This window comes from Candidatus Contendobacter odensis Run_B_J11, assembly GCF_000531125.1.
Lineage (GTDB): Bacteria > Pseudomonadota > Gammaproteobacteria > Competibacterales > Competibacteraceae > Contendibacter > Contendibacter odensensis.
Genome location: NZ_CBTK010000132.1, coordinates 1 through 12,452, shown reverse-complemented (window position 1 = coordinate 12,452; position 12,452 = coordinate 1). Strand labels below are relative to the sequence as shown.

Genomic DNA, 12,452 nt, shown 5'->3' with positions numbered 1-12,452 from the left:
CGACCGCGACCGTCCACTGGTGGGCGACCGTGCCGCCCTCGCCATCCATCGCTTCGACCCGCACGGTATGGGTCTGGCCGGCAGCGCCGGCGCTGGGCTGGTAACGCCAATTCGGGCCGGTTGCCGCCTCCAGTCGATCATCAATCCACCACCGATAAGTGAAGGAGGAAACCGGTTCGGCGGCTAACACCGTCACGGCGAAATCTTGGGCTTGTCCCACTGCCAGGGTCAGTGTGGCCAGTTCGGGAGTCCAACTCCAATGGGTCAATTGAGGCGGGCGAATCGCTGGCGGCGCGACGGGTTGGGCGGGCTGGTCTGGCGCCCGCGTTTCGGAGGGCTTGACAGCGACGGCCGGTCGAGTCGGCATGACTGGCGGCGGCGCGGGGGAAGGGTGAATCTCAGCGGTTTTAGCCGGTTCGCTTGATTGGGCTGGCTCGCTGGATTGAGGTGGGTTTTCCCTTCCTAAGCTCGGGCGAGGTAACTGTGGCAGCGCCGGAGGGGTTGATGAAACTAGCCACAGTTCGACGAAGTGGGTGATAGCGCCGCGCCAAGGTGCTTCCCAGGTCCACGCCAGCATCGCCAGCGCCGCCAGCAATACGCCGCCCATTGGCGCGATCCACGCTAGTTCGCCCCAGCGGCTTACAGGCACCTGAGCCAGCGCGGCGAGCAATTCCGCGACCGAGCCGTAGCGCCGATCCCGGTTTTTCGCGATGGCTTTGGCGACCAAGCGCCGGAAGGCTTTCGGCACCGGACGTTCGAACACCGGATGGTAATCACCGCGTTCGTAGAGTTGCTTGCCGATAATCTCTTGTTGGGACAGCCCCGCAAAGAACTTGCGGCCGGTAGCCATTTCGTACATCACCAAGCCCAACGCGAAAAGATCGGCGCGCCCGTCCAACGTCATGCCACCACGCAGTTGCTCGGGGGCGCCATAGGCGACCGTGCCGATGAAGTCGCCGGTGCGGGTATATTGGGCTTGCTGCTGATCCAGTAGCTTGGCGATCCCGAAATCCAACACCACCACGCGACCGGCGCCATCTTCAAGCATGATGTTGTGGGGTTTGATGTCGCGATGGATGACTGGCGGTTGTTGGGCGTGGGCGTAGGCCAACGCTTGGCCGACTTGGGTGCTGATAGCCAGCACACGGGGCAAGGGCAGCGGGCCTTCCTGTTGCAGAATTTCATGCAGGCTCCGCCCTTGAATGAATTCCATGACAAAGTAGGGGCGGCCTTGATCCTGGTCGATGTCGAACACCTGGATGACGTGTGGATGCCGTAGCCGGGCCATGACTCGCGCTTCGTTATAAAACCGCCCCAGGGCTCCGCCCCAGGGCTCCGCCCGTTTCCTTCGCCTCGATCAGTTCGGGACGCAATATCTTGAGCGCGAAAATCGAGCCCAGTTCGAGGTGGCGAACCTGGTAAACAACCCCCATGCCACCTTGTCCCAACTCGCCCATCACTTCATATTTTCCGGCAATGATCATGGTGGTCTACGCTACCAGCCCTGCTCTCCCACTGGTGGGAGAGGAATTACTTCGAAGTAGTAGGGCGGGTTAGCGCAGCGTAACCCGCCGATTCCACGATTTCCCCCCGAATGGCGGGTTACGGGCTGATGCCCTAACCCGCCCTTGTATCTTAGTGATGGTGGTGGTGAACTGCCACGACTGGAGGTTGAGTGAGCTTGAACCCACCCTGAGGGAATGACCCTGTTGCGTAGATGAAGCCCTCGAACTCGCTGTTTTTGCCTGCCCTGACCCTGAACGGTAACCGAGGACCCGCCCGGCGCGGTGATCCTGGATGCACAAGGCGAGTGGCGGCGCAGGTCGTCTGAATTCAGGAGAAGCTCCATGTACATTCTCGGTGTCAATGTCGCCAAGCAGAAACTGGATGTCAGTCTACTCAATCCGGTTACGAATGCGAGTCGCTTCAAGAGCGTGCCCAATACCCCGGACGGCTTTGTCGAGTTGCGGGTTTGGTTGGGTCGTCAAAAGGTGCCGGATTTGAGCCAGGTACATCTGATTCTGGAAGCAACCGGGGTCTACCATGAAGCGGTCGCCCTCTGGTTTGCGGCGGCCAGTGCGGTGGTGTCGGTCGTCAATCCCGCCCAGACCAAGGCCTTTGGTCAGGGCTTGGCGGTGCGCACCAAAACCGACGCCCACGACAGCCACGTGCTGGCCCGGTACGGGGCCTTGGTCAACCCACCCCGCTGGCAACCGCCAACCCCGGAGATTCGGGAATTGAACGCCCTGATCGCCCGTCTGGATGCGGTTGAAGCCGACCTGCGCCGGGAACGGAATCGGCAGGAAAAAGCGGAGGGGGTCGCGCTGCCCGCAACGGTTGCGGACTCGCTCCAGCAGCACATCACCTTTCTTTTTGGAGCAGGAGCAAACCCGCGTACAGGCGGCGATTCACGATCACATCGACCGCTATCCCGGTCTGAAACAGGATCAAGACTTGCTGCGCTCGATTCCCGCCGTGGGCGATAAAACCGCCCAGCGGTTGCTGGCAGTGCTGCACAGCCACGACTTTACCTCCGCCGATCCGGTGACTGCCTTCCTCGGTTTGGTCCCCGTCGAATGCCCATCGGGCAGCAGCCTGCATCGCCGTCCCTGTCGGTCCAAAGCCGGCGCACCTCGCGTCCGGGCAGCGCTGTACATGGCCGCAGTCGTGGCGACCCGCCATAACTCCCATATCCGCATGTTGTACCAGCGCCTGCTGGTCCGTGGCAAAGCCAAAATGGCGGCCCTCGGCGCCGCCATGCGCAAACTCGTCCAACTGGCGTTCGGCGTACTCAAACATCAACAACCGTACCACTCCGAATGGGGGCCTGCCCATTGACAATCAAGACGGTATCTACGTTTTAACGCTCCGCTTGCAACACCCCATCGGTCAGCCGCCACACCGCATCCATCCGCCCCGCCAGTTCAGGGTCATGGGTCACCACGACAAAGCTGGTGCCCAAGGCTTGGTTGAGTTCCAGCATCAGTTCAAACACGTGCTCGGCGCTGTGCCGATCCAGATTGCCGGTCGGTTCGTCGGCCAGCACACAGGCCGGTTCGGTGATCAACGCCCGCGCCACCGCCGCCCGTTGCCGTTCGCCGCCGGACAACTCACCCGGCTTGTGTTTCAAGCGTGGCCCCAGCCCGACCCGTTCCAGCAAATCCGCCGCCAGTTCCTTGGCTCTGGCGGGTGCTTCGCCGCGAATCAGCAGCGGCATCGCCACGTTCTCCAGCGCCGTGAACTCCGACAACAGATGATGAAACTGGTAAATAAAGCCTAAGCAGCGGTTGCGCAATCGGCCTCGTCCCGCGTCGCTCAGTCGGCTCAATTCCTTCCCAACAACCCACACAGAGCCGGCGGTGGGCGTATCCAGCCCGCCCAGCAAATGCAACAGGGTACTTTTGCCCGACCCGGAACTGCCGATAATCGCCAGCCGCTCGCCGCGCCGGATTTGAAAATTGACCTCCCGTAACACCTCCAACCGCTCGCTGCCCTCCCGGAATGCCTTAGCCAGTTGACGGCATTCCAAGACCACGGCTGCCGATGCTGTCGCCACCGCATTCTCACTATTCATAACGCAGCGCCTCCGCCGGTTGCGTCCGCGCCGCGCGCCAGGCCGGATAGAGCGTCGCCAGCGTCGCCAGCCCAAACGCCACCAGACCAATGGTCGTCACATCGCCCCATTGCACTTGCGACGGCAAATCGCTGATCAGATACACGTCCGGGGCCAGGAATTTGAAACCGAATACCCGTTCGATAAACGACACCGTTACATCCACGTGCGTCGCCAGCGACACCCCGCCGATCAACCCCAGCAGGGTGCCGACCAGACCGATGGTGATGCCCTGCACGATGAAAATGCCCATGATGCTGAGCGGTGTCGCGCCCAGGGTGCGCAGAATCGCAATATCGGCCTGCTTGTCGGTGACCACCATCACCAAAGCCGACACGATGTTGAACGCCGCTACCGCCACGATCAGGGTCAGAATCACAAACATTGCGGTCTTTTCGATCTGTACCGCCCGGAAAAAGCTGGCGTGATCCTGGGTCCAGTCGCGAGCCAGATAACCATCGGGCAATTGATTCGTCAGTTCGCGGGCCAAGCGTGGCGCCTGAAACAGATCATGCAATCGCAGCCGTACCCCGCTGACCGCGCCCTCGGGCAATTGAAACAACTTGCCCGCATCGGCGACATGCACCAGGGCCAGTCCCCGGTCGTACTCATACATACCGGCCTTGAACAGACCCACCACGTCGAAGCGTTTCAGCCGTGGCAACACCCCTGCCGGAGTCACGTTGGCCTGCGGCGTAATCACCGTAATTTTGTCACCCACCCCAACTCCCAGCGCGTTCGCCAACTCCTTGCCCAAGATGATGCCAAACCGACCGGGACGCAGATCGTCCAGTGATCCCTGAATCATCTTGCCGCCAATGTCCGAGACCTGTTGCTCCTCCGCCGGCAGAATGCCCTGAATTAGTGCGCCGCTGACCAGCGAGACGTTATTCAGCATCGCCTCACCCCGGATGTAGGGCGCTCCACCCTGAACTTCGGGATTGCGCCGAGCCTGTTCCCGCACCATGAGCCAATCGTCCATCAAACCATTCCAGCGGCTGATGGTCGCGTGAGCCGTCATCGCCAGGATGCGTCCACGCAGTTCCTGCTGGAAGCCATTCATCACCGACAATACGGTGATTAACGCGGTGATACCCAGCGCTATACCCAGCATGGAAGTGAGAGAAATGAAGGAAATAAAATGATTGCGGCGTTTGGCGCGGGTATAGCGCAAGCCGATGAACAATTCCAGAGGGCGGAACATGGACACGTTCTCAATTGGCGGCAACAGTCGTTACCGGAAAGCGCGTCATTATAGACAGGAGTTTCGCTTTGACTTGGAAAATAGCGGATCGCAGCGTTTGCGCCCATGCGGCGCGCTACATCTTCGGGTCAAACGGGTGTGAAAGTCTTGGCAAAGCATTGGCCGCCTAGTGAGCGGCCAACGGCAATCCATTACAAAAAGATTACGGCTTGGGTATCGCCGGAGTGGCGGGCATCGCCGGAGCGGCAGGCATAGCAGGCATCGCCGGAGTGGCGGGTTTCGCGGGGGTCGCGGGCATCGCCGGCATCGCGGGCATCGCCGGAGCAGCAGGCTTTGCTGGGGTCGCGGGCGTAGCCGGAGTGGCAGGCATGGCTGGCATGTCGCCTACAGTCACCATCGGCTTGATCATGTCAAGGGTCTTTCCCTTGATGCCGGGAACCTTGGCTAAATCATCTACCGAGGTGAAGGGACCATTGGCTTCACGATATTTCACAATGTCAGCCGCTTTTTTGGGACCGATCCCTTTCAGCGCCTTGTCCATCTGTTCAGCGGTTGCCGTGTTGATGTCAATCGCCTGCGCGAAACTGGCAACGGAGAGGAATGCCAAAACAAAGGCGAGCAGCATATTCGTCAACAACTTCATTATCAGACTCCTTTTTCGCTAGGGTTCATACTGCCGCGCAAATTAACCGGCATTAAAAGCAACCATAGAACGGGAATTCAGGAATGCAAGCGATAACGTAGCTTTTGCGAAACGAATGTCTTGGATCATGCAGGTCGGAGCCAAGGACTGATCAGGCATTGGTTTTCATAACCAAGTCGGACATCGGTTTGATGGTGTTCCAGCGCTGGCAACTGGGGCAACACCAGTGCAGCGATTTAACTACGAAACCGCAGTTGACACAGTGGTAACGGGCAGCACTATTGAGCATCTGAGTGCTAACGCAGTGCAGGGCCTTCAGATCAGCGTATTCCGCACCCTCGCCTCGCCTTAGCTTGATTTCGACCAGACGGCGTAAACCTAACAGCGTCGGATAGTCCCGCAACTCGCGTTCGAGAAACTGGAGCGCCGCTTCCTCGCCCTCCTGGCGCATCAGCCAATCCGCCAAAGCATCGGTAATCCGACCACCATGATCCCGCTGCTGAACTTCCCACAGATAGGCTACCCATTCATCAAGACGGCCTAACGCACCGTAACACTGGCCGAGCGGCGCGATCACTTCCGGGAAATAACCCCGATCCTGCTGCTCGACCACCTGCAAGGCCACAATAGCTGCCTGATAATCACTGGCCCGGATGGAAAGACGACCCAGCAACAGGCTGGCTCGAGCGCAATCGGGGTCACGCGCCAGCGCATCCAGCAACCACGCTTTCGCTGCGTCATCCTGGCGGCGCTGATTCGCCACCTCGGCCAACTCACAGCAGAAATGTGCGGTCTCGCGCTGTTTGGATTCACTGCTGATTCGCTCCAGGCGGTCACAATAGGTGATCGCCTGCTGCCAGTCCTTTTCCTGCTGAAAGATGTGAACCAGGCGAGACAACGCGACTTCGGTGTAATCGGGCTGATCCAGGAGTTCTCGAAACAGTTCCTCAGCGCGATCAAACAGACCCGCTCGCAAATAGTCCTCGCCGAGTTCAAACAGGGCACAACAGCGTTGGTTGGTCGTCAGGTTGGGACGAGCGATCAGACTGGCATGAATGTGAATCGCCCGATCCACCTCGCCACGGCGGCGGAACAGATTACCCAAGGTCAAATGGGTCTCGGCGGTATCCCGGTCAACGTCAGCCATACGAGTGAACACCTCAATAGCCTGATCGGGCTTGTCATCGATCAGATAATTCAATCCCTTGAAGTACTCGGCATTACGAATCGTCGCACCGTTCCGCTTGCCTGTGTACTCGCGTTGGGCCACCCACCAGCCGGAGGCCGCAGCAACCGGTAGCAGTAGCCACAGTAGTTCCATCATGATTTTTAAGACAAACTTCCCATCAGTGAGCATCCCGTCCGATCTTTTTAGACAGCAGGCTGATTTCCTGATCCTTGCTGGAGACCACCTGCCGCAACCGGGCCACTTGCCAGCGCAATGGCAATACGACAAACATTCCCATCAACCCGGTCAATATCACGCCCGTAGTAAAGGCGCATACCATCAAGAGCGACAGCGGCATGGTTGCCGTGCCCATCAGATAGTTAACGGTAACCGGATCGGTATGCAGCGTGGAAAACTCAATGCCTAGTACCAGTACGACCAACAGAATTGCGGTGATTAAAACAACTTTAATAAATCTAATCCAAAACATTGGTTTCCCCCGCCAGAACCACTTGAAATCGGCAAGTCCGAGCTGATCATCCGCTAAGCGTAACGATTTTGGTCACTGTCATCCGTCTATCCAAAAAAATCACACTATTATGGTAATTTTTTTGGGTAGACGGATGACCGCCCAACTGCCTACCGGATGGTAACAACAATCATAATAACCGACTGCCACCCTCGGAATAGCATTCATTAACCCGTTCGCGCAGCTCCTTGCCAGGTTTGAAGTGCGGCACATGCTTACCCGCCAGCGTCACCGCATCGCCCGTCTTGGGATTGCGACCGACCCGTGGTGGCCGGAAGTGTAACGAAAAGCTGCCAAAACCACGAATTTCAATCCGTTCACCGCTGGACAAAGACTCGCTCATCTGCTCCAGCAGCGTCTTAACAGCCTGTTCCACATCTTTATAGAGAATGTCGCTGCGCTTGCGCGAGAGAATCTCGATCAATTCTGATTTCGTCATGGAAGGTCTCCCAGTGAATGGCAACTGCAATGGCGCACACTGCAATGTCATCGTTCAAGCACTCACAGTGGCTATTCAGCGGCGAACCGGTGGGGTGGGAGAAACCACCGCGCCGGTCTACCGCTTGTAACCGTCACTCGTCCGGTGCGCTCATCTGCTCCTTGAAAATGTCGCCCAAAGTCGCGCCAGTGCTGGATCTGCGGCTGTAGTCCTGGAGTACATCGGCTTCATCCGCCATGTCCTTGGCCTTGATAGACAAGGTGATCGTGCGATTCTTGCGATCCACCCCGATAAATTTGGCTTCGACCTCGTCGCCCTCTTTCAGCAGCGCACGCGCATCGTCAACCCGCTCGCGGGACAGTTCGGAGGCGCGCAAGGTACCCTCCACTCCATTGCCTAAATCCACCATCGCGCCCTTGGCGTCCACTGAAACAATCCGGCCTGGAATAATGCAGCCTTTGACATTATCAGCGACGAAATTGGAGAACGGATCCTTATCAAGCTGCTTGATACCCAGCGAAATACGCTCGCGTTCGGGATCGACCGCCAACACCACTGCATCCACTTCCTGGCCTTTCTTGTATTGGCGCACTGCTTCCTCGCCGGTGGCGTGCCAGGAAATATCGGATAGATGCACCAACCCATCGATCCCGCCATCCAATCCGATGAAGATGCCAAAGTCGGTAATGGATTTGATCTTGCCGGAAACGCGGTCGCCCTTGGCATGACCCTGATCGAAATCTTCCCACGGATTCGCCTGGCACTGCTTCATGCCCAGCGAGATGCGGCGGCGATCCTCGTCGATGTCAAGCACCATAACCTCGGTCTCGTCGCCCAAAGCCACTACCTTGTTCGGATTGACGTTCTTGTTAGTCCAGTCCATTTCAGAAACATGAACCAAACCCTCAACCCCCTCCTCAATCTCCACAAAGCAACCATAATCAGCAATATTAGTCACTTTACCGAACACCCGGGTGCCCACTGGGTAGCGACGAGCCAAGGCGGTCCAAGGATCGTCACCCAATTGTTTCAGACCCAGCGACACCCGGTTGCGCTCGCGGTCGAACTTCAACACTTTGACCTTAACAGCATCGCCGACGCTGACGACTTCCGAGGGATGCTTGACCCGTCGCCACGCCATGTCAGTGATGTGCAGCAGACCGTCAATGCCACCCAGATCCAGAAACGCACCGTAATCGGTGAGATTCTTGACCACACCATCCACGATCTGGCCTTCCTGCAAATTCTGTAGCAGCGCCTCGCGTTCGGCGCTGTATTCCTGCTCCACCACTGCCCGACGGGACACCACGACGTTATTGCGCCGGCGATCGAGCTTGATGACCTTGAATTCCTGTTCCTTCCCTTCCAGATAGGCGGCATCGCGCACCGGGCGCACATCCACCAGCGAACCGGGCAGGAAAGCGCGGATTTCGCCGATATCCACGGTGAAACCACCCTTCACCTTACCGCTGATCAGACCCTTGATGATTTCCTCGCCTTCGAAGGCTTTTTCCAAGGCGGTCCAGACCCGGGCACGCTTGGCCTTCTCGCGGGACAGCCGGGTTTCTCCAAACCCATCTTCGAGCGCATCCAGGGCAACTTCGATCACATCGCCCACTTTCACTTCGAGAACGCCGTCCTCGCTGTAAAACTGTTCGATTGGGATCAGTCCTTCGGACTTCAGGCCGGCATTGACGACCACCGCGTCCGCCCGGATTTCGACCACCGTTCCCTGGACGATGGAACCAATCTGCATCTGCTTATCAATCAGACTCTGTTCAAACAGTTCGGCAAAACTTTCGGTCATGGGTTATAGCTCAAAAGAACCGGCGGCAAAAACCGCCACGGGTTAGTTGGATGATCAAGTTCGGCCGCACACGTCCGAACCGGTATGGGGTGACTGAATGTTCATTGCGATGGGAGCGCCCAGTCCCAGCGCTCGTCAACAGTTAAGCCTAGCATGGACGCTACCCGCGTAAAGATCTCGCCTAACACGGTTCCGGCAACCCCAGCCGATGGACGGTCAGTGCCAGCGCCCAATCACACACTTCAGCAATCTTCAAGTGGGTGGTATCCAGAATTTCCGCGTCGGCAGCGGGCCGGAGCGGGGCTATCGCCCGCTGGCTATCGCGGGTATCACGCTCGGCAATTTCGCCAGCAAGATTTTTAAGGTTAGCATCCAAGCCCTGTTGACTCAACTGCTTATGCCGCCGCTGAGCGCGTTCTTCGGCACTGGCGGTCAGAAACAGTTTGAGTTCGGCCTCCGGGAACACCACGGTGCCCATGTCCCGTCCGTCGGCGATGAGGCCGGGGGCACGGCGGAAATTCCGCTGCCGTTGCAATAACGCGGTGCGCACGGCGGGTAGTGCGGCGACTCGAGAGGCGGCATTGCCGCAATGCTCGGTACGCAGATCGGTGCCAACTTCGGTTCCATCCAGGGTGATGCGCAAGCAACCATCAGCGTTGGCGGTAAATTCCGCTTCCAGATTTGCCGCCACCATCGCCACTTGATCGGCGTCCTCCAGCGGTAAGCTGCGGCGCAATGCCGCCAGCGCAGTCAATCGGTACAAGGCGCCGCTGTCCAGCAGATGCCAGCCTAGTCGAATCGCCAGCCACTGGCAGAGGGTGCCCTTGCCCACCCCGCTGGGGCCGTCCACGGTGATGACGGGAGCCAGGATATTCATGCGGTTCCCGGTGCGGTGATCGTCAGGCCCGCATTGTGGGCAAAGGGTACGAAACCGGGAAAGGACGTGTTGACATTGGCGCAGTCACGAACCTGGATCAAGTCACTGGCGCGTAGCCCAGCCATCGCGAAACTCATGGCGATCCGGTGATCGCCGTGGCTCTCCACCGTTCCGCCAGTCAACCGTCCGCCTTGGATCTCGACGCCATCGGCGGTTGGCTTGGCTACGATACCCAGCGTGGTCAAGCCATCCGCCATGACCTGAATCCGGTCGCTTTCCTTAACCCGCAACTCTGCAGCCCCCGTCAACACGGTTTCGCCGGTGGCGCAGGCGGCAGCGATAAACAACGTCGGAAATTCGTCAATCGCCAGTGGCACCAACGCTTCGGGAATCCGAATGCCACGCAAAGGCGCGTAGCGCACCCGCAGATCGGCCACCGCTTCGCCACCCGCCCAGCGCAAATTCAGCACCTCAATATCCGCGCCCATCAACCGCAGGATATCAATCACTCCGGTGCGGGTCGGATTGACGCCGACATGTTTCAAAGTCAAATCGGAACTTGGCGCGATGCTGGCGCCCACCAGGAAGAACGCCGCTGAGGAAATATCGGCGGGCACATCAATCGCGGTTGCGGTCAATCGTCCGCCCCCGGTTACGGCAACGGTGCGCTCACCTTCACGCCGCAGCCCATAACCAAAGCCTTCCAGCATCCGTTCGGTGTGATCGCGAGTCGGCGCGGGTTCGGTCACACGAGTCACACCTTCGGCATACAGACCCGCCAGCAGCAAACAGGATTTGACCTGAGCGCTGGCGACCGACATCCGGTAATCCATGCCGACTAACCGCTGGCTGCCGTGAATCCGCAGCGGTGCCGAACCTCTTTCGGTGGTTTCAACCCACGCCCCCATTTGCGTCAGCGGCTCCGTTATCCGCCGCATTGGACGCCGGTTCAAGGAGGCGTCGCCAGTCAACACCGTATCGAACGCCTGTCCGGCCAAAATCCCGCTCATCAGCCGCATGGAGGTACCGGAGTTGCCCATGTCCAACGGGCCAATCGGCGCATGCAGTCCATGCAAACCAACGCCATGCACTGTAACTTGACCCTGTTCCGACCCGTCAATGCGCACCCCCATGGCGCGGAACGCCCGCAACGTGGCCAGGCAATCCTCGCCATCCAGAAAGCCGGTGATCATGGTCACGCCTTCAGCCAGCGCTCCGAACATAATGGCGCGATGAGAAATGGATTTATCCCCGGGAACCCGCACGCATCCATGCAGGCTACCACCGGGTTCCACAGTAAAGCTGAGATCAGTCATGGCGGGGATTCAATCAAGATAGAGGTTGTCGCGGGCGCGCTTGGCTCGCTGAAAGGTAGCGAGAATCGCGGCGCGGTCGTCACTGCGGATAGCCTCGGCCAACTGCACCAAATCGGCGCTGAACAGCGTGATCATTTCCAGCAACTGCTCGCGGTTGGCGACACAGATGTCGTGCCACATGAGCGGATCGCTGGAAGCAATGCGAGTGAAATCACGGAAACCGCCGGCGGCATAGCGGAACACCTCCGCCCGGTCGTCCAGCCGCGCCAGGGTATTCACCAGGGTATAGGCCAAGACATGCGGCAGATGGCTGGTCGCTGCCAATACGGCGTCATGATGACGCACTCCCATATCCACCACCTCCGCGCCGGTCAGTTCCCACATCCTCCGGATCAGGCGGTACGCAGTAATAGCGGTTTCCGCCAGTGGGGTCAGAATCACTCGCCGGCGCTGGAACAGGGTGGCGAACGAGGCTTCGACGCCGCTTTTCTCAGTGCCCGCAATGGGATGACCGGGGACGAAGTTCGGCGGGATCGTGCCATAAATCCGCTCGACATCGGCGATTACACTGCTCTTGGCGCTCCCTACATCGGTCAGCACACACTGGCGTGCCAAGTGCGGGGCGATAGTGCGCAATACCGCCGCAATCGCGCCCAACGGCACTGCGATTACAACGACGTCCGCCCCATCAACTGCACGGGTGGAGTCAGTATCGTAACGGTCGATAACGCCTAAGCGCACCGCAGTGCGCAGATTATCCTCGTGACGACCAGCGCCGACGATTTCGCCCACCGCGCCGGTCGTCACGAGGATAATCTGCGCACTGCGGTGCGCTTAGGCGAAATCGTCGGCGCTT

The 12,452-nt window shown here is 58.9% G+C and carries 15 protein-coding genes; 3 read left to right on the top strand and 12 right to left on the bottom strand.

What is annotated here, in order from left to right; translation table 11 throughout:
• Together BN874_RS22520 and BN874_RS22515 are read right to left on the bottom strand one after the other, a co-directional pair.
• The coding region (locus BN874_RS22520) for a protein kinase domain-containing protein (protein WP_154724851.1) at positions 1-1,288 on the bottom strand (1,288 nt) is incomplete at its 3' end.
• A gap of 13 nt (positions 1,289-1,301) precedes the next feature.
• A complete protein-coding gene (locus BN874_RS22515) occupies positions 1,302-1,484 on the bottom strand; it encodes a hypothetical protein (RefSeq protein ID WP_051497685.1) in 183 nt (60 codons plus the stop codon).
• 363 nt (positions 1,485-1,847) lie between these two features.
• Between BN874_RS22515 and BN874_RS25605 the strand changes: the two genes are divergently transcribed.
• The gene (locus BN874_RS25605) at positions 1,848-2,486 is read left to right on the top strand and encodes an IS110 family transposase (RefSeq protein WP_230314394.1); all 639 of its coding nucleotides are present in this window, start codon (positions 1,848-1,850) and stop codon (positions 2,484-2,486) included.
• Positions 2,455-2,838, top strand: coding sequence for a transposase (locus BN874_RS25600; protein WP_230314393.1), 384 nt, complete (start codon positions 2,455-2,457; stop codon positions 2,836-2,838). Before BN874_RS25605 ends, BN874_RS25600 begins: the two co-directional genes overlap by 32 nt.
• Positions 2,839-2,860: 22 nt before the next feature.
• Here BN874_RS25600 and lolD read toward each other — a convergent pair whose 3' ends face one another.
• The 6 genes from lolD to BN874_RS09950 all read right to left on the bottom strand — a co-directional run bounded on the left by lolD (position 2,861) and on the right by BN874_RS09950 (position 7,596).
• Positions 2,861-3,574, bottom strand: a complete 714-nt coding sequence (lolD, locus tag BN874_RS09975; RefSeq protein ID WP_051497684.1) for a lipoprotein-releasing ABC transporter ATP-binding protein LolD — start codon at positions 3,572-3,574, stop codon at positions 2,861-2,863.
• The gene (locus tag BN874_RS09970) at positions 3,567-4,817 is read right to left on the bottom strand and encodes a lipoprotein-releasing ABC transporter permease subunit (protein ID WP_034432700.1); all 1,251 of its coding nucleotides are present in this window, start codon (positions 4,815-4,817) and stop codon (positions 3,567-3,569) included. Before BN874_RS09970 ends, lolD begins: the two co-directional genes overlap by 8 nt.
• A gap of 202 nt (positions 4,818-5,019) precedes the next feature.
• On the bottom strand, positions 5,020-5,460 hold the full coding sequence (locus tag BN874_RS09965) for a ComEA family DNA-binding protein (RefSeq protein WP_081756292.1): 441 nt from the start codon (positions 5,458-5,460) through the stop codon (positions 5,020-5,022).
• A gap of 151 nt (positions 5,461-5,611) precedes the next feature.
• Entirely contained in the window at positions 5,612-6,817 is a 1,206-nt protein-coding gene (lapB, locus tag BN874_RS09960; protein WP_051497683.1) for a lipopolysaccharide assembly protein LapB, read from the bottom strand.
• A complete protein-coding gene (locus BN874_RS09955) occupies positions 6,807-7,118 on the bottom strand; it encodes a LapA family protein (RefSeq protein ID WP_034432697.1) in 312 nt (103 codons plus the stop codon). The genes lapB and BN874_RS09955 overlap by 11 nt, the downstream gene beginning before the upstream one ends.
• A gap of 169 nt (positions 7,119-7,287) precedes the next feature.
• Positions 7,288-7,596 carry an integration host factor subunit beta gene (locus BN874_RS09950; RefSeq protein WP_034432694.1) on the bottom strand — a complete coding sequence of 103 codons (309 nt, stop codon included), beginning with the start codon at positions 7,594-7,596 and terminating at the stop codon, positions 7,288-7,290.
• Between BN874_RS09950 and BN874_RS26030 the strand changes: the two genes are divergently transcribed.
• Entirely contained in the window at positions 7,595-7,726 is a 132-nt protein-coding gene (locus BN874_RS26030; protein WP_268258826.1) for a hypothetical protein, read from the top strand. The two genes, BN874_RS09950 and BN874_RS26030, sit on opposite strands and share 2 nt — an antisense overlap.
• A 3-nt stretch (positions 7,727-7,729) precedes the next feature.
• On the opposite strand, the gene rpsA is transcribed toward BN874_RS26030, so the two are convergent.
• The 4 genes from rpsA to BN874_RS09930 all read right to left on the bottom strand — a co-directional run bounded on the left by rpsA (position 7,730) and on the right by BN874_RS09930 (position 12,409).
• Entirely contained in the window at positions 7,730-9,403 is a 1,674-nt protein-coding gene (gene rpsA / locus BN874_RS09945; protein ID WP_034432692.1) for a 30S ribosomal protein S1, read from the bottom strand.
• A gap of 181 nt (positions 9,404-9,584) precedes the next feature.
• Positions 9,585-10,280 (bottom strand): (d)CMP kinase, encoded by a 696-nt coding sequence (gene cmk, locus BN874_RS09940; RefSeq protein WP_034432689.1) that lies wholly within the window; start codon positions 10,278-10,280, stop codon positions 9,585-9,587.
• Positions 10,277-11,596: a 3-phosphoshikimate 1-carboxyvinyltransferase gene (gene aroA, locus BN874_RS09935; protein WP_034432687.1), complete on the bottom strand. Its 1,320-nt coding sequence runs from the start codon at positions 11,594-11,596 to the stop codon at positions 10,277-10,279. Before aroA ends, cmk begins: the two co-directional genes overlap by 4 nt.
• A 9-nt stretch (positions 11,597-11,605) precedes the next feature.
• Positions 11,606-12,409 (bottom strand): prephenate dehydrogenase, encoded by an 804-nt coding sequence (locus BN874_RS09930; protein ID WP_420886118.1) that lies wholly within the window; start codon positions 12,407-12,409, stop codon positions 11,606-11,608.
• Between the last annotated feature and the right edge of the window lie 43 nt (positions 12,410-12,452).

Bases quoted from the DNA above. Each gene is read 5' to 3' on its own strand.
- BN874_RS22515 (WP_051497685.1), bottom strand. From the start codon at position 1,484: ATGATCATTGCCGGAAAATATGAAGTGATGGGCGAGTTGGGACAAGGT.
- rpsA (WP_034432692.1), bottom strand. From the start codon at position 9,403: ATGACCGAAAGTTTTGCCGAACTGTTTGAACAGAGTCTGATTGATAAG.
- cmk (WP_034432689.1), bottom strand. From the start codon at position 10,280: ATGAATATCCTGGCTCCCGTCATCACCGTGGACGGCCCCAGCGGGGTG.
- BN874_RS09950 (WP_034432694.1), bottom strand. From the start codon at position 7,596: ATGACGAAATCAGAATTGATCGAGATTCTCTCGCGCAAGCGCAGCGAC.
- lapB (WP_051497683.1), bottom strand. From the start codon at position 6,817: ATGCTCACTGATGGGAAGTTTGTCTTAAAAATCATGATGGAACTACTG.
- BN874_RS26030 (WP_268258826.1), top strand. From the start codon at position 7,595: ATGGAAGGTCTCCCAGTGAATGGCAACTGCAATGGCGCACACTGCAAT.
- BN874_RS09970 (WP_034432700.1), bottom strand. From the start codon at position 4,817: ATGTTCCGCCCTCTGGAATTGTTCATCGGCTTGCGCTATACCCGCGCC.
- BN874_RS25605 (WP_230314394.1), top strand. From the start codon at position 1,848: ATGTACATTCTCGGTGTCAATGTCGCCAAGCAGAAACTGGATGTCAGT.
- lolD (WP_051497684.1), bottom strand. From the start codon at position 3,574: ATGAATAGTGAGAATGCGGTGGCGACAGCATCGGCAGCCGTGGTCTTG.
- BN874_RS09965 (WP_081756292.1), bottom strand. From the start codon at position 5,460: ATGAAGTTGTTGACGAATATGCTGCTCGCCTTTGTTTTGGCATTCCTC.
- BN874_RS09955 (WP_034432697.1), bottom strand. From the start codon at position 7,118: ATGTTTTGGATTAGATTTATTAAAGTTGTTTTAATCACCGCAATTCTG.
- aroA (WP_034432687.1), bottom strand. From the start codon at position 11,596: ATGACTGATCTCAGCTTTACTGTGGAACCCGGTGGTAGCCTGCATGGA.